Annotated in this window: 16 protein-coding genes and 1 tRNA gene; 6 read left to right on the top strand and 11 right to left on the bottom strand. The window is 70.1% G+C overall.

The window, feature by feature from the left end:
• Positions 1-9: 9 nt before the first annotated feature.
• Positions 10-1,356, bottom strand: a complete 1,347-nt coding sequence (locus tag HUT10_RS27250) for an FAD-dependent oxidoreductase (protein WP_254897052.1) — start codon at positions 1,354-1,356, stop codon at positions 10-12.
• Positions 1,357-1,440: 84 nt separating this feature from the next.
• Here HUT10_RS27250 and HUT10_RS27245 point away from each other — a divergent pair, with 84 nt between their 5' ends.
• From HUT10_RS27245 to HUT10_RS27230, 4 genes are all read left to right on the top strand, one after another.
• Complete coding sequence (locus HUT10_RS27245; protein ID WP_176173807.1) at positions 1,441-2,085, top strand: aminodeoxychorismate/anthranilate synthase component II; 645 nt, start codon at positions 1,441-1,443, stop codon at positions 2,083-2,085.
• Positions 2,082-2,873, top strand: coding sequence for an ABC transporter ATP-binding protein (locus HUT10_RS27240; RefSeq protein WP_176173806.1), 792 nt, complete (start codon positions 2,082-2,084; stop codon positions 2,871-2,873). The genes HUT10_RS27245 and HUT10_RS27240 overlap by 4 nt, the downstream gene beginning before the upstream one ends.
• Positions 2,861-3,502, top strand: a complete 642-nt coding sequence (locus tag HUT10_RS27235; protein ID WP_176173805.1) for a hypothetical protein — start codon at positions 2,861-2,863, stop codon at positions 3,500-3,502. The genes HUT10_RS27240 and HUT10_RS27235 overlap by 13 nt, the downstream gene beginning before the upstream one ends.
• 100 nt (positions 3,503-3,602) lie before the next feature.
• Complete coding sequence (locus tag HUT10_RS27230; protein WP_176173804.1) at positions 3,603-3,920, top strand: hypothetical protein; 318 nt, start codon at positions 3,603-3,605, stop codon at positions 3,918-3,920.
• Between the two features lie 51 nt (positions 3,921-3,971).
• Here HUT10_RS27230 and pknB read toward each other — a convergent pair whose 3' ends face one another.
• The 7 genes from pknB to HUT10_RS27195 all read right to left on the bottom strand — a co-directional run bounded on the left by pknB (position 3,972) and on the right by HUT10_RS27195 (position 13,448).
• Positions 3,972-5,954 carry a Stk1 family PASTA domain-containing Ser/Thr kinase gene (pknB, locus tag HUT10_RS27225; protein ID WP_176173803.1) on the bottom strand — a complete coding sequence of 661 codons (1,983 nt, stop codon included), beginning with the start codon at positions 5,952-5,954 and terminating at the stop codon, positions 3,972-3,974.
• Positions 5,951-7,300 (bottom strand): serine/threonine-protein kinase, encoded by a 1,350-nt coding sequence (locus tag HUT10_RS27220; RefSeq protein WP_176173802.1) that lies wholly within the window; start codon positions 7,298-7,300, stop codon positions 5,951-5,953. Before HUT10_RS27220 ends, pknB begins: the two co-directional genes overlap by 4 nt.
• 3 nt (positions 7,301-7,303) lie before the next feature.
• Positions 7,304-8,773, bottom strand: a complete 1,470-nt coding sequence (locus HUT10_RS27215; RefSeq protein ID WP_176173801.1) for a penicillin-binding protein 2 — start codon at positions 8,771-8,773, stop codon at positions 7,304-7,306.
• Entirely contained in the window at positions 8,770-10,257 is a 1,488-nt protein-coding gene (locus HUT10_RS27210) for an FtsW/RodA/SpoVE family cell cycle protein (RefSeq protein WP_176173800.1), read from the bottom strand. The genes HUT10_RS27215 and HUT10_RS27210 overlap by 4 nt, the downstream gene beginning before the upstream one ends.
• Positions 10,257-11,660: a PP2C family serine/threonine-protein phosphatase gene (locus tag HUT10_RS27205; protein ID WP_176173799.1), complete on the bottom strand. Its 1,404-nt coding sequence runs from the start codon at positions 11,658-11,660 to the stop codon at positions 10,257-10,259. The genes HUT10_RS27210 and HUT10_RS27205 overlap by 1 nt, the downstream gene beginning before the upstream one ends.
• Positions 11,657-12,118, bottom strand: coding sequence for an FHA domain-containing protein (locus HUT10_RS27200; protein WP_003079002.1), 462 nt, complete (start codon positions 12,116-12,118; stop codon positions 11,657-11,659). The genes HUT10_RS27205 and HUT10_RS27200 overlap by 4 nt, the downstream gene beginning before the upstream one ends.
• Before the next feature lie 100 nt (positions 12,119-12,218).
• Complete coding sequence (locus HUT10_RS27195; RefSeq protein ID WP_176173798.1) at positions 12,219-13,448, bottom strand: DUF3662 and FHA domain-containing protein; 1,230 nt, start codon at positions 13,446-13,448, stop codon at positions 12,219-12,221.
• Positions 13,449-13,578: 130 nt separating this feature from the next.
• On the opposite strand from HUT10_RS27195, the gene HUT10_RS27190 reads away from it, so the two are divergent.
• Positions 13,579-13,661, top strand: a tRNA-Leu gene (locus tag HUT10_RS27190).
• 95 nt (positions 13,662-13,756) lie between these two features.
• Here the strand turns inward: HUT10_RS27190 and HUT10_RS27185 are convergent.
• The 3 genes from HUT10_RS27185 to HUT10_RS27175 form a co-directional block, all read right to left on the bottom strand.
• Positions 13,757-14,488 carry a trypsin-like serine protease gene (locus HUT10_RS27185; protein ID WP_176173797.1) on the bottom strand — a complete coding sequence of 244 codons (732 nt, stop codon included), beginning with the start codon at positions 14,486-14,488 and terminating at the stop codon, positions 13,757-13,759.
• A 105-nt stretch (positions 14,489-14,593) separates the two neighbouring features.
• The gene (locus tag HUT10_RS27180; protein ID WP_176173796.1) at positions 14,594-15,346 is read right to left on the bottom strand and encodes a trypsin-like serine protease; all 753 of its coding nucleotides are present in this window, start codon (positions 15,344-15,346) and stop codon (positions 14,594-14,596) included.
• A gap of 153 nt (positions 15,347-15,499) precedes the next feature.
• Positions 15,500-15,874 carry an FKBP-type peptidyl-prolyl cis-trans isomerase gene (locus HUT10_RS27175; RefSeq protein WP_176173795.1) on the bottom strand — a complete coding sequence of 125 codons (375 nt, stop codon included), beginning with the start codon at positions 15,872-15,874 and terminating at the stop codon, positions 15,500-15,502.
• A 142-nt stretch (positions 15,875-16,016) separates the two neighbouring features.
• Between HUT10_RS27175 and HUT10_RS27170 the strand changes: the two genes are divergently transcribed.
• Positions 16,017-19,235 (top strand): penicillin acylase family protein, encoded by a 3,219-nt coding sequence (locus tag HUT10_RS27170; RefSeq protein ID WP_176173794.1) that lies wholly within the window; start codon positions 16,017-16,019, stop codon positions 19,233-19,235.
• Positions 19,236-19,275 lie beyond the last annotated feature (40 nt).

Genomic DNA, 19,275 nt, shown 5'->3' with positions numbered 1-19,275 from the left:
TTCACCAGCTCAGCCGCGCGAGATCCGGGTCATCTCCTCGCGCTCCACGACCTTGACCCGCTCGCGGCCCGCCGCCGAGCCCAGCGCCTTCTCGTGCGCGTCGAGCCTGCCCCAGCCGTCCCAGTTGGTGAACGGGATGCCGCGGGTTTCGAGGAAGTCGAGGATCGCGTCCGGCGACGAGAACTTCGGGGCGGTGAGGGTGTCCGCGTCCGCCAGCAGGCTGGCGATCGTCTCGGCTGCGTCGCCCTTGGTGTGGCCGATCAGGCCGATCGGGCCGCGCTTGATCCAGCCCGTGACGTACACGCCCGGCAGCTGGTTCTCGTCCAGGTCCAGCACCCGGCCCGCCTGGTTCGGCACCACGCCCGCCACGTGGTCGAACGGCAGCTCCGGCAGGTGCGACGAGAGGTAGCCGACCGCGCGGTACACGGCCTGGACGTCCCAGTCGTGGAACTCGCCGGTACCGCGGACGTTCCCGTCGCCGGTCAGCTCGGTCCGCTCGGTGCGCAGGCCGGTCACCTTGCCGTCCTCGCCGAGGACCTCGGCGGGCGAGTGGAAGAAGTGCAGGTGCAGCCGGCGCCGGCGGGAGCCCGGCTCGCGGATGGCCCACTCCTGCAGCGTCTTCACCACCATGTCGATCTGCTTCGACGCGCGCAGGGCGGCGATGCTGCCCTCGTCGAACTCGATGTCCTCGGGGTACACGATGACCTCGACGTTCGGCGAGTGGTCCAGCTCGCGCAGCTCCAGCGGCGTGAACTTCGCCTGCGCCGGACCGCGGCGGCCGAACACGTGCACGTCGGTCACCGGGCTGGCCTTCAGCCCCTGGTAGACGTTGTCCGGGATGTCGGTGGTCAGCAGCTCGTCGGCCGTCTTGGCCAGGACCCGGGCGACGTCCAGCGCGACGTTCCCGACACCGAGGACGGCGACCGAAGAGGCGGTCAGGGGCCAGGTGCGCGGGACGTCCGGGTGGCCGTCGTACCAGGAGACGAAGTCGGCCGCGCCGTAGCTGCCGTCGAGGTCGATGCCCGGGATGTCGAGCGCGCGGTCGGCGGACGCGCCGGTCGAGAAGATCACCGCGTCGTAGAACTCGCGCAGCTCGTCGAGCTTGATGTCGGTGCCGTAGTCGATGTTGCCCAGCAGCCGGATGTTGGGCTTCGAGAGCACCTTCTCCAGCGCCGTCACGATGCCCTTGATGCGCGGGTGGTCGGGTGCGACGCCGTAGCGGATCAGCCCGAACGGCGCCGGCATGCGCTCGAACAGGTCGATCTGCACGTCGGCGTCGGACTTGTCGAGGATGTCGGCGGCGTAGATGCCGGCGGGACCGGCACCGACCACGGCTACACGAAGAGAACGGCTCACCCGCTCCACGGTAAGTTAGGATTACCTAACCTGAAATGTGATTTGGCGTACGGTCCACGGACTGGGAGCCGGTAAGCTCGGGACATGCGCGTTCTCGTCGTCGACAACTACGACAGCTTCGTCTACAACCTGGTCCAGTACCTGGCCCAGCTCGGCGCCGACTGCACGGTCTGGCGCAACGACGTCGTGGACCTCGACCGCGTGCCCGAGTTCGACGCCGTGCTCGTCTCGCCCGGCCCGGGGACGCCCGAACGCGCCGGCCAGAGCATGGACGTCATCCGCAAGTGCGCCGAGACGCGCACGCCGATGCTCGGCGTCTGCCTCGGCCACCAGGCGCTCGGCGTCGTCTACGGCGCGACCGTCGACCGCGCGCCCGAGCTGCTCCACGGCAAGACGAGCCAGGTCCGGCACACCGGCGCCGGCGTCCTCGCGGACCTGCCGGAGGAGTTCACGGCCACCCGGTACCACTCGTTGACCGTGCTCCCCGAAACGATCGCCGAAGACGTCTTCGAGGTCACCGGCCGCACCGAGTCCGGCATCGTGATGGGCATGCGCCACCGCGAGCTGCCGCTCGAAGGCGTCCAGTTCCACCCGGAGTCCGTGCTCACCGAAGGCGGCCACCGGATGCTGGCGAACTGGCTGGCCGCGGCGGGCCACCCCGTCGACCCGGCCCGGGTGAACGAGCTCGAGCGCGCGACCAAGGCGCTCCAGAAGGCCGCTGTTGCGTGATCCGGCTCGAGGGGGTCGGGAAGCGGTACGGGCGCGGTGACTTCGTCCTCCGCGACGTCGACCTGACCATCGAGCCTGGGCACGTGGTCGGCGTCCTCGGCAGCAACGGCTCCGGGAAGTCGACGCTGCTGCGCATCATGGCCGGCGTCTCGCACCCGACCACCGGAGCGGTGCGGGGTACTCCGCGGATCGGCTACCTGCCGGACCGCTTCCCGGCCGGCCAGCGCATGGGCGCCCGCGCGTACCTGCGGCACATGGCCCGCATCCACGGGCTGGCGGACCTCTCGGTGATCGACCCGCTGCTCGACCGCCTGGCCCTCGTCGGCGGCCCGTCGGCCCCGCTCCGGACGCTGTCGAAGGGCAACGCGCAGAAGGTCGGCCTCGCGCAGGCGGTGATGGTGCGCCCCGACCTGCTGATCCTCGACGAGCCGTGGTCCGGTCTGGATACCGGGACGCACACGATCCTCGGCGAGCTCGTCGCCGAGACGCGGGCGCGAGGAGCGAGCGTGGTGTTCACCGACCACCGGCCCCAGGTGGTCCACGACCACGCCGACGTCGTCCACCTGATGAAGGACGGCCGCCTGACGGCCGAGAGCGCAGAGCCGACAACGCGAATCGTCCTGCGCGGCGGCAACGCGGGCTGGACGGACGAGCCCGGCGTGCGGCACGCGGTGGTGGAAGGCGCCCAGGTGGTGCTGACGGTCGAGGTCACCCGCGTCGACGCGGTCTTGAGGCGGGCCCTCGACGGCGGCTGGTCGGTGCGGGAGGTGGCACCGTGCTCGCCATGACCCGGTACTACCTGGTGTTGCTGGGTCATTCGCAGCGGTACCTGCCGGCATTGCTGGCGTATCTCGCGCTGTGCGTGATCCTCTACGCCGACCCGCACTCGCCCCCGCTGCCCCTGTTCGGCATCAGCGCGGGCGGCCTCCTGGTCGTCTCGTGCTGGCTGACGATCGCCCTGCTGGACATCGAAGACCCGGTCCAGCGCCTGGTGACGTTGAGCCACGCCCGCCACTGGCACCGCATGATCACCGGCGCGGTGCTGACGGTCCTGGCCTGTTCCCTGGTCCTGACGGCGATCACGGAGGTGTGGTCGGCACTCAAGTCGTTGAAGCTCCAGCCGGCGGCGCTGGGGATCGGGTTCCTCGCCCACCTCGCGTGCGCACTGCTGGGGATCGCGATCGCCCTGCCGTGCTCCAGGCTGCTGGTCAACCGAGTCGGCTGGACGGTCCTGGCCGCGGTGATCACCCTGGTCGTGGTCCTGCTGGCGAAGATCCCGCTGGTCCACCCGCTTTTGCACGCCTTGACCGACGACGAGCCGGTCGGCGGCCCGTTGGCTTTGGCCCTGCTCACGGCAGCGGCGATGCTGGCCGTCAGCTTCTTCGCCGTTTCGGCTCTGGTCCGCCGACGCTCCTGACTGCAATTTGCAATCTTCATTTTCCGGCCCAGCCTTCCAGCCACCCCCCGGGGCCGACTAAGGTTCGGGGCCTCTCCGGTTCCGGGCGAAGGGAGATCGGGTGACGGCTGGGATCGTCGCGATCACCGTGCCAAACTCCGGCCGCGAGCTTCCGGAGCTCGCCGACTGGTTGCGCGGCGAAGCCGAGCTTCGCGGGCGCGTCCAAGTCTTCGATGCCGTTGTCGTCGGGGTTTCGAGTTCCTCGGCCGGTGTCTTCTGCCGCTCGCTCTTCGCGTGGCTGACGCGGGATCGGGAAGCCCACGTCTCCCTCAAGGTCAAACGCTCCGGTGCCGCCGAGGAACTCGAACTCGACTTCGGTGCGGCCAGCGACGCGGATCAAGTTCTCGGTGCCGTGCAAGGGTTTCTCGACCAGCCCTGAGCAAGGAAAAAGGCCCGCACGGCGAAACCGTGCGGGCCTTTTCCCGTGAGATCAGGGAGCGCCGGGGGTGGATGGGCCCGTCGGGATCGTGATTCCGCCGTTGCCCTCCGACACCGACACCGAGATCGGCTGGTTGTTGCTGATCGTGGTACCGGCCTTCACGCTCTGCTTGGTGATCGTGCCTTCCGGCTGCCGGCTGCCCCGGTCGGACTGCTGGTTCAGCTGACCGGTCCAGCCCATGCTCTGCAGCTTCTGCTGCGCTTCCTCGACCGGCATGCCCACCAGCTGCGGCATCTCGATCTGGGTCGACGTCGGCGTGGTCGGACCCGTCGACACGGTCAGCGTGATCAGCTCGCCGACCGCCAGCTGGCCACCGTTCGGGTTCTGGGTGATCACCGAATCCTTCGGCACCGAGTCGGACGGTGCCTCGACCTTCTTCGTCTTCCAGCCCGCGCCCTCGAGCGCCGACTTGGCCTGGGAGTACGGCTTGCCGGTGAAGTCGGTGACCGTCTTGAGCTGCTTCGACTTGCCGACCGTGATCCGCACGCTGCTGCCCTGGTCGACCTGGGTCGACGGACTCGGGTTCTGCGTCTGCACCAGGCCGATCTGGTTCGGGTCGGCGACCTCGGTTTCGCCCACGTTCGGGTCGAGGGTCAGCTTCGCGTCGATCAAGGCCTGCTCGGCCTGCTCGCGCGTCTTGTTCGCCAGGTCCGGCACGCTCGCCTTGCCCGGTGCGACGCCGACGTACAGCGTGATCTTCGTGTTCGTCGCGACCGAGACCCCGGGTGACGGGTCGGACTTGATGACCTTGTTGATGTCGTCCTGACCGCACTCCGGGTTGCCGTCGGTCGGCGGCACGCCGCAGGTGACCTGCTTCTGCTCGATCGTGCCGTCGAAGCCCTTGCTCTTCAACGTCTCCCGCGCCTGGGGGACCGTCTGGTGCGTCACGTCCGGGATCGCGACCGTGCCGCCTTCGTTGCTCTTGAACGAGCCCGCCAGCCACATGATCAGCAGCACCGCGCCCAGCACGAACACCGCCGCGATCGCGGCCAGGATCGTGCGGCGACGGCGCTTGGCCTTCGGGTCTTCGTCGTCCGGCTCGCTGTACTCGTCGTAGCGCTGCGGCTGCCGCCGGTCGGCGTTCATCACCTGCGTGCGCTCGTCCTCGGACATCACCATCGGCGCCACCGGGCGCTGGCCCGAAAGGGTGCGCACCAGGTCCGAGCGCATCTCCGCCGCCGACTGGTAGCGGTTCGCCGGGCCCTTCGCCAGCGCCTTCAGCACCACCGCGTCCAGCTCCGGCGCCACCGCCGGGTTCACCGACGACGGCGGGTTCGGGTCCTCCCGGACGTGCTGGTAGGCCACCGCGACCGGGGAGTCGCCGGTGAACGGCGGCTCGCCGGTGATCAGCTCGTACAGCACGCAGCCGGCGGCGTAGACGTCGGAACGCGCGTCGACCGACTCGCCGCGGGCCTGCTCCGGCGACAGGTACTGCGCCGTGCCGATCACCGCGGCCGTCTGGGTCATGGCGGACTGGCCGTCGTGCATCGCGCGCGCGATGCCGAAGTCCATCACCTTGACCGCGCCGTTCTTCGTGATCATCACGTTGGCCGGCTTGACGTCGCGGTGGACGATGCCGTGGCGGTGCGAGAAGTCCAGCGCCGCGCAGACGTCGGCCATGACCTCCATCGCCCGCTTCTGCGACATCGGGCCTTCGGTCTTGACGATGTCGCGCAGCGTCCGGCCTTCGACGTACTCCATGACGATGTACGGCAGCGGCCCGAACTCGGTGTTCGCCTCACCCGTGTCGTAGACCGCCACGATCGCCGGGTGGTTCAGCGCGGCGGCGTTCTGCGCCTCGCGGCGGAAGCGCTCCTGGAACTGCGGGTCCCTGGCGAGGTCGGCACGGAGGATCTTGATCGCGACTTCCCGGCCGAGACGCACGTCGTGGCCGTGGTGGACCTCGGACATGCCTCCGTAGCCGAGCGTCTCGCCCAGCTCGTACCGGTTGGAGAGCAGTCTGGGTGTGCTCATCTCTGGATGCCGTTCCATTCCGTCCAAGGTGTGGTCATGATGCCTTGCCGGCCATCGTCGGTCGTTCCGGGAGTGTCCGCCGGGTAGACGCTCGGAGGCTGCTCCGCGGGCGCCTGTCTGCCCGGGAACACCTGGCTCTGCGTCTGGCCGTTGGGCGGCGCCGAGCCGTTGCCGCTGCTCAGCATCTTCGCCACCAGCACGATCCCCGCCACCAGGACAACGAGCAGGATCGCGGCGAGCAGCGCCCACCAGCCCCACTGCGTCTTCTTCCGGGGGGCCGGCAGCATCACCTGCCGCGGGGCCGGCCGGGACGGCGGGCCGATGGCGACCATCGGGTTCATCGCGGGCGACGGGGGGCCGCCCGGCATCTGTTGCTGCTGCGGGGGGAGCTGCTGCGGCGGGATCGGCACCGGCATCGACGGGGGCGGCGGCTGCTGCTGCACCTGCGGCGGCACCACCGGCTGCTGGCCCGTCGTGTAGGTGGCGTTCACCAGCCCGGACGGCGTCGGCAGCGGCAGCCCGGCGCGGACCGCGGCGACGGCGGCCGCGAACTCGCCGCCGTTGTTGTAGCGCTGCCGCGGGTCCTTGACCAGCGTTGCCTCGATCACCGCACGCGCCGCGGGCGGCACGTCCGGCGGGAGCGGCGGCGCGATGTCGCGGATGTGCATCATCGCGACCGTCACGGCGTTCTCCGACAGGAACGGCCGGTGCCCGGCGAGGCATTCGTAGCCGCACACCGCCAGCGAGTAGACGTCGGACGCCGGCTCGGCCGGTTGCCCGAGCGCCTGCTCCGGGGCGATGTAGTGCGCGGTGCCCATGACCATGCCGGACCGGGTGACCGGGGCCGCGTCCGCCGCCTTCGCCACGCCGAAGTCGGTGATCTTCACCTGCCCGGCCGACGTCACCAGGATGTTGCCCGGCTTGACGTCGCGGTGGACCAGCCCGTGGGAGTGCGCCGCCTGCAGGGCGTTGCCCGCCTGCTCGAGCATGTCGAGGGTGAACTCCGCCGACAGCCGCCCGTGCTTGGCCAGCAGGCCGGCCAGCGGGTCGCCGTCGACCAGCTCCATCACCAGGTAGGCGATCGACAGGTCACCGTCGAGGATGGTCTCGCCGTAGTCGTGCACCGCGGCGATGCCGGGGTGGTTGAGGGACGCCGTCATCCGCGCTTCGGTGCGGAAGCGGTGGAGGAACTCGGCGTCGCCGGAGAGCTCGGTCTTGAGGATCTTGACGGCCACGGTCCGGTCGAGCCGGGTGTCGCTGGCCTGCCAGACCTCGCCCATCCCGCCGACGGCGATCCGGCTCGTCAGCTTGTAGCGGTCGGCCAGCAGCTGACCGGAGGACAGCATGCGCTATCCACCCCCGAGCTTCGCGTTGATCGCCGCGCGGCCGATTTCCGCCGCGACCGTGCCGCCGGTGGCCGCGAGGCCGCGGTTGCCGCCGTCCTCGACGATCACGGCGACCGCGATCTGCGGGTTGTCGACCGGGGCGAAGGCGGTGTACCAGGCGTGCGGTGCGGTGTTCTTGGAGTCCGTGCCGTGCTCGGCGGTGCCGGTCTTCGACGCGATCTGGATGTCCGCGCGCTTCCCGCCGCCCTTGGTGAAGCCTTCGGAGGCGACCATCATGTCCTTGAGGATCGCGGCGTTCGACGACGACAACGCCGGGGTGCCGGTGAGTTCGGTGGGACTGTAGTCCTCGATGGTCGACAGGTCCGGCGCCAGCACCGACTGCACCAGCTGCGGCTTCATCGCCATCCCGCCGTTGGCCACGGTGGCCGCGAGCAGGCAGTCCTGCAGGGGGGTCAGCCGGACGTCGCGCTGGCCGATGCCGCTCTGGTAGAGCGCGCCCTGCGAGTCGAGCGGGCCGACCGTCGACGGGGCGACCTTCATCGGCACGGTCAGGTCGGTCTGCCCGATGCCGAAGTTGGCCGCCGTCTTCTTGATCTTGTCCGCGCCGAGCTTGCCGGCGAACTCCGCGAACGGCACGTTGCAGGAGTGCGCCAGCGCGTCCTTGAACGTGTCGCCGGGGCAGCCCTGCCCCGCGTAGTTCTCCAGCGTGATGCTCGTGCCGGGGAGCTTCGTGTTCGGCGCGGTGTTGACCTTGGTGTCCGGGCCGTTGCCGTCCTCGAGCGCGGCCGCCGCGGTGACGATCTTCATCGTCGAACCCGGCGGGTAGGTCTCGGAGATCGCCCGGTTCAGCATGGGCTTCTTCGGGTCCTTGTTGTTCGCGTTCCAGGCGTCGGTCTGCGCCTTCGACGTGTGGGAGGCGAGCGCGTTCGGGTCGTACGACGGCGTCGAGACCATCGCCAGGATCCGGCCGGTGCTCGGCTCCATCGCGACGACGGCGCCGGTGTAGCCCTTCTGCGTCATCAGGTCGTACGCGGCCTTCTGCACGGCCGGGTCGATGGTCAGCCGGACGTTGCCACCGCTCGGGTCGCGGCCGGTGACCATGTCCGACAGCCGCCGCACGAACAGCCGCGGGTCGGAGCCGTTGAGGACGTCGTCCTCGGCGCGCTCCAGGCCGCCGGCGCCGTAGTTGATCGAGTAGTAGCCGGTGACCGGCGCGTACATCGGGCCGTCGGCGTAGGTCCGGATGTATTTGTACTTGTCGTTCGACGGGTTGATGCCGGCCAGCACCTCGCCGTTGGCCTGCGACACGATCTTGCCGCGCTGGCGGGCGAACTCGTCGTAGAGCACGCGCGCGTTGCGGGAGTCGGTGCGGTAGTCGTCGGCCTTCACCACCTGGATGTAGGTGGCGTTGGCCAGCAGCAGGACGACCATCACGAGCATCGCCATGCCGACCTTGCGGAGCGGGGTGTTCATGCCTGTGCGCCCCCGTCCGCCGGCGGGCGCTGCACGAGCACGGTGTGCGCTTCCGCGATCGGGGCCTGCGGCTGCTGCTGCGGCTTCGGGCGGGCGGCCGGCTTGCGGGCCGCGTCCGAGATGCGCAGCAGGAGCGCGACCAGGATGTAGTTCGCGAGCAGCGACGAACCACCCTTCGACAGGAACGGGGCGGTGATACCGGTCTCCGGGATGAGTTTCGTGACCCCGCCGACGACGACGAAGATCTGCATGACCATGGTGAACGCGAGCCCGCCGCCCAGCAGCTTGCCGAACGTGTCGCGCACGGCGAGCGCGCTCCGCATGCCGCGCATGGCGACCATCAGGTACAGCATCAGCACCGCGGCCAGGCCGATGAAGCCGAGCTCTTCGCCGATCGACGCGGTGATGAAGTCGGTGTTGGCCTCGGGCACCATGTCCGGACGGCCGGCGCCGAGCCCGGTGCCGCCGACGCCGCCGGTGCCCAGCCCGAACAGGCCCTGCGCCAGTTGGTAGCCGCCGCCGGCCTGGTCGTAGGTGGCCAGCGGGTCCAGCCAGTTCGCCACGCGCTGCTGGACGTGCGTGAAGAGGTTGTAGGCGATGATGCAGCCGACCGCGAAGAAGCTCAGGCCCAGGACGACCCAGATGACCCGCTCGGTCGCGACGTAGAGCATCACCAGGATGACGCTGAAGAACAGCAGCGACGTGCCGAGGTCCTTCTCGAACACCAGGATGCCGATGCAGACGAACGCCGCGATCAGGATCGGGCCGAGGTCGCGGGCGCGCGGCAGCTCGACGCCGACCAGCTTCTTGCCCGCCACCATGAACAGGTCCCGCTTCGACACCAGGAACGAAGCGAAGAAGATCATCAGCAGGATCTTCGCGAACTCGCCCGGCTGGATCGAGAAGAACGGCAGCTTGAGCCACACCTTGGCGCCGTTGACCTCGGACAGGCTGGACGGCAGCAGCGCGGGCAGCGCGAGCGCGACGATGCCGACCAGGCCGGCGGTGTAGCCGTAGCGGGTCAGCGTGCGATGGTCGTTCACCACGATCAGTACCACGACGAAGAACACGAGCGAGATCACCGTGAACAGCACCTGTGCGGTGACCGCGGGCGTGTAGTCCTTGCCGTTCTGCGTGGCGCGCTCGGCCAGTGCCAGGTCGATCCGGTGGATCATCACCAGCCCGATGCCGTTCAGCAGCGCGACGCAGGGGAGCAGCACCGGGTCGGCGTAGGGCGCCCACTTGCGGACGGCCAGGTGCGCGGCGCCGAAGATCGCGAGGTAGGCGAGGCCGAGCCAGATGATCGACCAGGTCAGCTCCTGCTCCTGGTTCGCTTCCACCAGCACCAGCGCGATGGTGACGATGAAGGAGGCGAACCCCAGCAGCGCCAGCTCGGTGTTGCGGCGCGTCGGGACCTCGCGCGGCGGGTTCGTCTGGAACTGCGCGGCGAGCGGTTCGGCGGAACGCGCGACGGGCTGGCCCATCAGTTACCGCCTCCCGTCGTCGGTGCCGTCGAACTCGGCGTCGAGCAGTCCCTCCCCGCTGGCTGGTTCGCCGACGACGGAGCAGTGGAGCCGGCCGGAGCCGACGGAGTCGTCGTCGGCGTGACCGGAGGGGTCGGTGTCGGCGTCGGGGACGCCGGACTGCCCGTCGGCGCGCAGTTGTTCAGGCGCTTGCGCAGCTGCAGGAAGTCGTCGATGTACTTCCGGGCTTCGTCGAGGCTGTCCTTCTTGACGCCGTTCTGCACCGCCAGCCGCGCGTCCTCCTGGAGCTGGGTGACGCGCAACTTGTCCGTGCACACCTGGCTCGGCGGGCAGGACCCCTGCTCGTAAGCGTGCAGGTCGATGCCGAGGATGCTGCCGGGGACGCCGCGGTAGATCACGACCTCGCCGTCCGATCCCTCGCCGACATAGTACTGACTCAGCACGAAGTAGCGGGTCGCGATGGCGGCCGCGGCGAGCACCACGAGGACCACCAGCGCGCCGGCCAGCCAGCGGAACCGCTTCCGGCGCCGGGCCTTGGGGTCTTCACGGGGCTGGGGCAGCTCCTGGCGCGGCGGCGGGGGCGGCTGGGTCAGCGCCCTGGCCCGCGCCGCGGGCGAGTCGCCCTGGTGCCGTTCGTCGCTGCCGTCGCCGGCGGCGCCGCCCACGATGGGCGCGTCCTCGCCGAAGTCGACGTCGACCACGTCGGCGATGATCACCGTGACGTTGTCCGTGCCGCCGCCCTTGAGCGCCAGCTCGATCATCCGGTCCGCGCACTGCTGCGGGTCCGGGATCTGCACGGCCTCGGCCAGCGTCTCGTCACTGACCATGCCGGACAGGCCGTCCGAGCAGATCAGGTACCGGTCGCCGGCGCGGGCTTCGCGCACGGTCAGGCTCGGCTCGACCTCGTGCCCGGTGAGTGCCTTCAGCAGCAGGGACCGCTGCGGGTGCACCGCGGCCTCTTCGGGCGTGATCCGGCCCTGCTCCAGGAGTTCGTTGACGAAGCTGTCGTCGCGGGTGATCTGCGCGAACTGACCGCCGCGCAGCAGGTAGGCCCGCGAGTCGCCGACGTGCACCAGCCCCAGCCGGGTGCCGGCGAACAGGACGGCGGTGAGCGTGGTGCCCATGCCGTCGAGGTCGGGGTCCTGCGAGACCAGTTCGGCGATCGCGGCGTTGCCGTTCGCGACCGCCTCGCGCAGCTGGGCGAGCAGGTCGTCGCCCGGCTCGTCGTCGTCGAGCGGGGCGAGTGAGGCGATGACGACCTTGCTGGCGACTTCGCCCGCCGCGTGCCCACCCATGCCGTCGGCGAGCGCGAGCAGGCGAGGGCCGGCGTACACGGAGTCCTGGTTGCTCGAACGCACCAGGCCCCGGTCGCTGCGGGCTGCGTAGCGGAGGACGAGAGTCATGGGCGAAGCTCGATCACCGTCTTGCCGATCCGGATGGGGACTCCGAGCGGGACCCGGAGGGGTGCAGTGACCTTAGCCCGGTCCAGGTACGTCCCGTTCGTCGAGCCCAGATCTTCCACGTACCAGTCCTCGCCGCGCTGGGCGATCCGCGCGTGCCGGGTCGACGCGTAGTCGTCGTCCAGCACCAACGTGGAGTCGTCGGCGCGGCCGATCAGGATCGGCCGCCCGTCCAGCGCGATGCGGGTCCCCGCCAGCGCGCCGTGGGTCACGAGCAGCTGCTGGGGGGACTTGCTGTTGCGCGGCTTCTTCTCCTTCTTGCGCCCGAAGGTCGGCACCTGGACGCGCATGCCCGACGCGGCGTAGAGGTCCGAGCGCACGACTCGGAGCGCGGCGAACACGAAGAGCCAGAGCAGCACGAGGAAGCCCACCCTGGTGAGTTGTACGACCAGCTCTGGCACTTGGTGTGTCCGCTCCCGACTCTTCCGCGCAGCCGCGACGCGGGTACGCCGCGGTCCCCCCGCACGTCAATTCTGCGGGAACAGTATTCCGTGCCCCCAGTCAGCCCTGTGTACGGAACACGAGGGACGAATGGCCCACCCGGATGACGTCGCCGTCGGCGAGCTGCCAGGTCTGGACCGGGGTGCCGTTCACGGTCGTGCCGTTGGTCGAGCCGATGTCGGCGAGCGTCGCGCTCTGGCCGTCCCAGGTGATCTCCAGGTGGCGGCGTGAGACCCCGGTGTCCGGCAGGCGGAAGTCCGCGTCCTGGCCGCGGCCGACGACGTTCCCGCCCTGCTTCAGCGAGTACGTGCGGTTCGAGCCGTCGTCCAGCTGCAGGCTCGCCGCGAGCTGGCGGCCCGGCGCCGGCGGGGCGTAGCCGCCCTGCTGGCCGTACGGGTCGCCGGCCGGCTGGCCGTACGCCTGCTGCTGGCCGTACTGGTCGTACCCGCCCTGCTGCTGGCCGCCGTACTGGTCGTAGCCACCCTGCTGGTAGCCGCCCTGGTCGTACCCGCCGCCCTGCGGCTGGCCGTAGCCCTGGTCGTAGCCACCGCCCTGGGGCTGGGCGTAACCGCCCTGGTCGTAGCCGCCGCCCTGGGGCTGGCCGTAGCCGCCCTGGTCGTAGCCACCGCCCTGGGGCTGGGCGTAGCCACCCTGGTCGTAGCCGCCCTGCTGGTGCCCGTACTGGTCGTAGCCACCGCCCTGCTGGGGCTGCCCGTACTGGTCGTATCCACCCTGCTGGCCGTAACCCTGGTCGTACCCGGGCTGCTGGCCACCCTGCTGTCCGTAGCCGTACTGGCCCTGCTGGCCGTACGGGTCACCCTGGTCGTATTGGCCGTAGCCGGGGGGCTGGCTCATTGCTGGGTCTCCTGCGTTGCTGGGTCGTGCCGACCGCGGTGAACCGGCGCCTGAGGGGCGGGCGTCGGGATCGACGGACGAACGGGTCTTGAACTGTCCAGTATGCAGCGCCTCGTTGCGCTCGAGTGATACGACGACGTCACCATAGGTGTCCAGGCCCTCGGCGGCGAGGTGTTCGGCCACCGCCCTGGCGAGCACCTGGGTGACGCGTTGCTCGTCCTCTGCCATGCGCTCGTGGTCAGCCGCCCCCAGGGACACGATGTAGTGATTCGGGGCGAGCTGCCGACCGCCTGCCAGCTCACGAACGTTCTCCTCACTCTCCCGCTCGAGGGCGATCGCCACTTCCTGCGTGACGACGTTGCCACCGAACATGCGCGCGAAAGTGTTCCCCACCAGGTTCTCGAGTCGCCTGTCGAATCGTTCGGCGCGGCCCACCGGGGAAAACCTCCTCACACGTGTGCTTCCGCACCGATCCTATCCGGGTGAGCCAGCCTCTACACGGCCCCCGGTGAAAGCCGTCGAAACGACCTGCTAGTCTTCTCCTCGCTGCCGCAAGGAAGCACTCGGGCGAGTGGCGGAATGGCAGACGCGCACGGTTCAGGTCCGTGTGTCCGAAAGGACGTGAGGGTTCAACTCCCTCCTCGCCCACGCTGAAAGGGCCCCGGCTGGTTGCCGGGGCCCTTTTTCACGTCTTGGACCAGGTCGTGGGGTATGTCACCGGGTCCTGTTCGCCCACGGCGAAGTTAGGCCGTGTGGGTGGCGATCCAGTCCGCGATCACGTCCGCGCGGCTCGTCGTCTCGATGCCGGCGTGGGGGCAGTCGGGCCCGGTCGCCTCCAGCGAGACCAGGCCGTCGTCCGAGAAGTACGGGGCTCCCGAGTCGTACGTGCACGCGCTCGTCGTGATGTCCGGGGCCGCGCCGCGGACGCCGAGGGTCGTCGGGTCCACCTTCGCCACCGCCACCGTGCCCTGTTGCATGCGCGTGGCCGGCTTGGGGTTCGTTGCGGTCAGGCTGCCCCAGCCCGCCAGGGTCAGCTGCTGCCCGACCTTCGGGACCGCGCGGCTCACCGGCAGCGGCGTCACCGCGGTCACCGGGGAGTCGAGACGGATCAGCGCGACGTCGTTCTCCTTGGCCTGGAGGACCTCGGTCGCCTTGCGGGCGATGCCCGACTCCGTGGCCTCGTCGGTCAGGCCCAGCGTCACCGTCGTCGGGTACGGGATCTTGCCCGCGACGCGGTTGCGGTTCGCGTCGTGGAAGCAGTGGCCGGTCGTCACGACCCAGGCGGGCGCGACCAGCGCGCCCGTGCAGTAGCTGCTGTACGTCGAGCCGTCCGGGCGCGGGATCTTCGTCATCGAAACCTTCGCGACGAACCCGTACTGGCCCGGTGGGACGTCGGAACCGTGGGCGACGGCCCAGGCGGCGGGAGCGGTGGAGACGGTCAGGACAACAGCGGCGAGCAGGGCGCGCAGGCGCATTCTTCCCCTTCGTCGAATCGGTGGTCGACCTTCGACGTTAGGGCCGCCGCCGCGCACTGGGAATTCCCTGGCCGGGCGTCACCCGGGTGACGCCCGGCCGGAGGCTCAGCCGGTGTGCGAGGCGATCCAGTTCGCGATGACGTCCACCCGCGAAGTGGTTTCGAGCTGGCTGTGCGGGCAGTCCGGCCCGGTCGACTCGACCGACACCAGCTGCCCGCCCGATCCGCCCGCGACGAAGTACGGCGCACCCGAGTCGTAGACGCAGGCGCTCGTCGTCGACGTCGGGGCGACGCCCTGGACGCCGAGCGTCGCGGTGGCGACCTGGCCGACCTTCACCGTGCCCTGCTGCAGCTTCGTCGACGGCGCCGGGTTGACCGCGGTCAGGCTGCCCCAGCCGGCCAGGGTCAGCAGCTGGCCCACCGACGGCGTGACGCGGTTGACGGTGAGCGGCGTGATCGTCGTCACATCGGCGTCGAGGGTCGCGATCGCGATGTCGTTGACGCTCGACTGGAAGACGGTGACGACGTTGCGCGTCTCGCCCGGCGTGCTCTGGTTGACCGTGCCGAGCAGCACGGACGTCGGGTACGGCACCGGACCGGAGACGCGGTTGCGGTTCGCGTCGTGGAAGCAGTGCCCGGCCGTGACGATCCAGTTCTTCGCGATCAGCGCACCGGAGCAGGCGCTGTTGTACCGGGAGCCGTCGGGCTTCGGGATGTTGGTCATGGTGAGCTTGGCGGCGAACCCGAACTGGCCTGCCGGGACGTCGGAGCCGTTGGCCACGGCCGAAGCCGGGGCGGCGGTGGCGAGCCCGGCGGTCAGGGTGAGGAAGGCAGCGGAAAGCACGGCGCGGATGCGCATCGGTGGATCCCCCTTTTCACGCACCGGCGGCCGGCGCCGGTGATCACCGTCGAGGGTAGCGACGCCGTGGGGGCCGGGAATGCTCTGCTCGGACCAAAAAAACCGGCCCCGGCGGAGTCCGCCGGGGCCGGTTGCCGCATATGTCCCGAGAAGTCAGTTCACGCCGACCAGGTCGACGACGAAGATGAGCGTCTCGCCCGGCTTGATCACGCCGCCCGCGCCACGGTCGCCGTAGGCCAGGTGCGGCGGGATGACCAGCTTCCGGCGGCCGCCGATCTTCATCCCCGCGACACCCTGGTCCCAGCCGGAGATGACCTGGCCGGCGCCGAGGCCGAAGCGCAGCGGCTCGCCGCGGTCCCAGGACGCGTCGAACTGTTCGCCGGTCGAGTGCGAGACACCGACGTAGTGCACGGTGACGGTCTTGCCCGCCGTGGCCTCCGCGCCGTCACCGACGGTGAGGTCGGTGATCTCGAGTTCGGCCGGCGCAGGTCCGTCCGGGCGGTCGATGAGGGGCTTTTCCAAGGTCATGGGCCTCACCGTACCCACGCCCCGCAGGCTGCGCCGATCGGACTACGCCCAAAGAGGGGAGAAACGCGAAAAGTCTTCACACTTCTGCTACTGATCGGTAGCGTGCGCTTCGTCACTCTTCTGGACTGAGGGGAGCCCGGGTATGCGACGACGCATCCGCGCCCTGACCGTAACGGCACTGGGGGCCCTCGTGGCCGGGCTGACCCAGGTTGTCCTCACCGCGCCGGCCGCGCAGGCCGCGCTGTCGCCCGACGACTACTGCGGCGGGCAGTGCAGCGACATCCTCCCGCCCGGCGAGAACGGCAACGCCACGCTCGCGGACATCCTGGCGCACAAGGTGTTCGGCACCCGGCCGGCGCACGCCAGCGACCAGCTCGGGAAGTACGCCTCGCTGGCCGGTGGCTACAAGACGCTGACCACCGGCGCGATCAACCAGTACTTCAACGACTCCTCCTTCGGCGTCCCGGCCGACCAGGTGGCGAGCACGACGAAGCCGCGGTCCGACGTCACGATCGTGCGGGACAAGGCCCTCGGCGTCCCGCACATCACCGGCACCACCCGCTCCGGCACCGAGTTCGGCGCCGGCTACGCGGCCGCGCAGGACCGGCTGTGGCTGATGGACGTGCTGCGGCACGCCGCCCGCGGCCAGGTCACCTCCTTCGCCGGTGGCGCCGAAGCCAACCGCGAACTCGAGCAGCAGTTCTTCGCCAACGCCCCCTACACCGAGGCCGAGCTGCAGCAGCAGATCGACCGCACCGCGGCCAGCGGCCCGCGCGGCGCGCAGGGCCTCGCCGACGCGCAGGCCTACGTCGACGGCATCAACAAGTACATCTCCGACTCCTACAACGGCCGGTACTTCCCCGGCGAGTACGTGCTGACCGGGCACGTCGACTCGATCACCAACGCCGGCTCGATCGACCCGTTCAAGCTGACCGACCTGGTCGCGCTGGCCTCGCTGATCGGCGCCGAGTTCGGCGCGGGCGGCGGCGGCGAGGTCCAGAACGCCATCGCGAAGCTCGCGCTGCAGGAGAAGTACGGCGTCGTGCAGGGCGAGAAGGTGTGGCAGAGCCTGCGCTCGGAGGACGACCCCGAGGCGGTCAAGACACTGCACGACGGCCAGACCTTCCCGTACGGCAAGACGCCGGCCAACGCGAACGGCCGGGCGCTGCCGGACAAGAACTCGGTGACGCCGCAGCCGCTGGTGTTCGACCAGACCGGTTCGGCCGCCACCGCCACGCCGTCCACTGTGGACGTCGCCGCGCCCGCCGAGCTGGAGCCCGCCCGCGGGATGTTCGACAACGGCGTGCTGCCGGCGAACATGCTGAGCGAGAAGCACGGCATGTCCAACGCGCTGCTCGTCTCCGGGGCCAAGACCGCCAGCGGCCACCCGGTCGCCGTGTTCGGCCCGCAGACCGGCTACTTCGCCCCGCAGCTGCTCCTGCTGCAGGAACTGCAGGGCCCGGGCATCAGCTCGCGCGGCGCGGCCTTCGCCGGGCTCAGCATGTACACGCTGCTCGGCCGCGGCCAGGACTACTCGTGGAGCGCGACGACGTCGGCGCAGGACATCATCGACACCTACGCGCTGCAGCTGTGCGACCCGAACGGCGGGACGCCGACGAAGGACTCGAACTACTACACCTACCAGGGCAAGTGCATCCCGATGGACACCGTCGAGGTGAAGAACTCCTGGAAGCCGACGGTGGCCGACGGCACCGCGGCCGGGTCCTACACCCTGCGCAGCTACCGGACCAAGTACGGGCCGGTGCAGAGCCGGGCGACCGTCGGCGGCAAGCCGGTGGCGTACGCGGCGCTGCGCTCGTCCTACTTCCACGAGGTCGACTCGCTGATCGGGTTCCAGGAGCTGAACGACCCGACCTTCGTCAAGTCCGCGGCGGACTTCCAGAAGGCCGCCGCCGACATCAACTTCACGTTCAACTGGTTCTACGCCGACTCGAAGGACATCGCCTACTTCAACTCCGGGGCCAACCCGCAGCGGCAGTCCGATGTGGACCCGAACATGCCGGTGTGGGGCGACCAGGGCCACGACTGGGTGGGCTGGAACCCGGCGGGCAACCTGGCGACCTACACGCCGGCGGCGCAGCACCCGCAGTCGGTCAACCAGGACTACTACGTCAGCTGGAACAACGCCCAGGCCAACGGTTACGCGGCCGCGGGCGCGGACAAGTCCGCCGTGCACCGTGTCGACCTGCTCGACTCGCGCGTCAAGCAGCTGATCTCCAGCGGCACCAAGGTCACCCGGGTCAACCTGACCCAGGCGATGGCGGACGCCGCGCTGGCCGACCTGCGTGCCGAGCGCGTCCTGCCGCTGCTGCTGCAGGTGCTCGACAAGACGCCGACCACCGGCGCGGCCGCGGACGCCGAAGCGAAGCTCAAGACGTGGCTCGCGAACGGCCACCTGCGCAAGGAGACGTCGGCAGGCAGCAAGACCTACGCCGATGCCGACGCGATCCGCATCTTCGACGCCTGGTGGCCGCTGCTCGTCCAGGCCGAGTTCAAGCCGGGCATGGGCGATGCCGCCTACAACGCGATGACGAGCGTGCTCGGGATCAACGAAAGCCCGTCCGGCTGGCAGAACGGCAACGGCCAGCACACCGGCCAGCCCCACAAGGGCTCGTCGTTCCAGTTCGGCTGGTGGGGCTACGTCAGCAAGGACATCCGGCAGGTGCTCGGCCAGCCGGTGGCGGGCCCGCTCGCGCAGACGTTCTGCGGCGGTGGCGACGTCACCGCGTGCCGCCAGGCGCTCGTCGACTCGCTGACCACGGCGGCCGGCCAGCCCGCGAACACCGTCTACCCCGGTGACGCGAACTGCTCGGCCGGTGACCAGTGGTGCGCCGACTCGATCATCCAGAACCCGCTCGGCGGCATCACGCAGGACAAGATCAGCTGGCAGAACCGCCCGACGTTCCAGCAGGTCGTCGAGTACGCCGCGCACCGCGGGGACAACATCGCCAACCTGGCGGCGGCGAAGACGGTCAGCGCCACCAGCGCCGAGACCGGCTTCTACAACTCGCCGGCGTCGAACGCCATCGACGGCAACGCCTCGACCCGCTGGGCCAGCGACTGGAGCGACGACCAGGCGATCACCGTCGACCTCGGCTCGGTCCAGCAGGTCTCGCGGGTGCTGCTCAGCTGGGAAGCCGCCTACGGCAAGAGCTACCGGATCCAGCTCTCGCCGGACGCGGTGCACTGGACGGACGCGGCCGTGGTCACCGACGGCGACGGCGGGCAGGACAACCTGGCCTTCGCCGCCACCCCGGCCCGGTTCGTCAAGATGCAGGGCGTCCAGCGCGGCACCAAGTACGGCTACTCGCTGTACGAGTTCGAGGTCTACGCCCACTGAGAAGCCCGGCCGGGGCACGCGCGGACGCGTGCGTGCCCCG

This window comes from Amycolatopsis sp. Hca4, assembly GCF_013364075.1.
Taxonomy (GTDB): Bacteria; Actinomycetota; Actinomycetes; order Mycobacteriales; family Pseudonocardiaceae; genus Amycolatopsis.
Note: the sequence above shows the minus strand (reverse complement) of the source record. Positions and strands in the feature narration are given on the sequence as shown.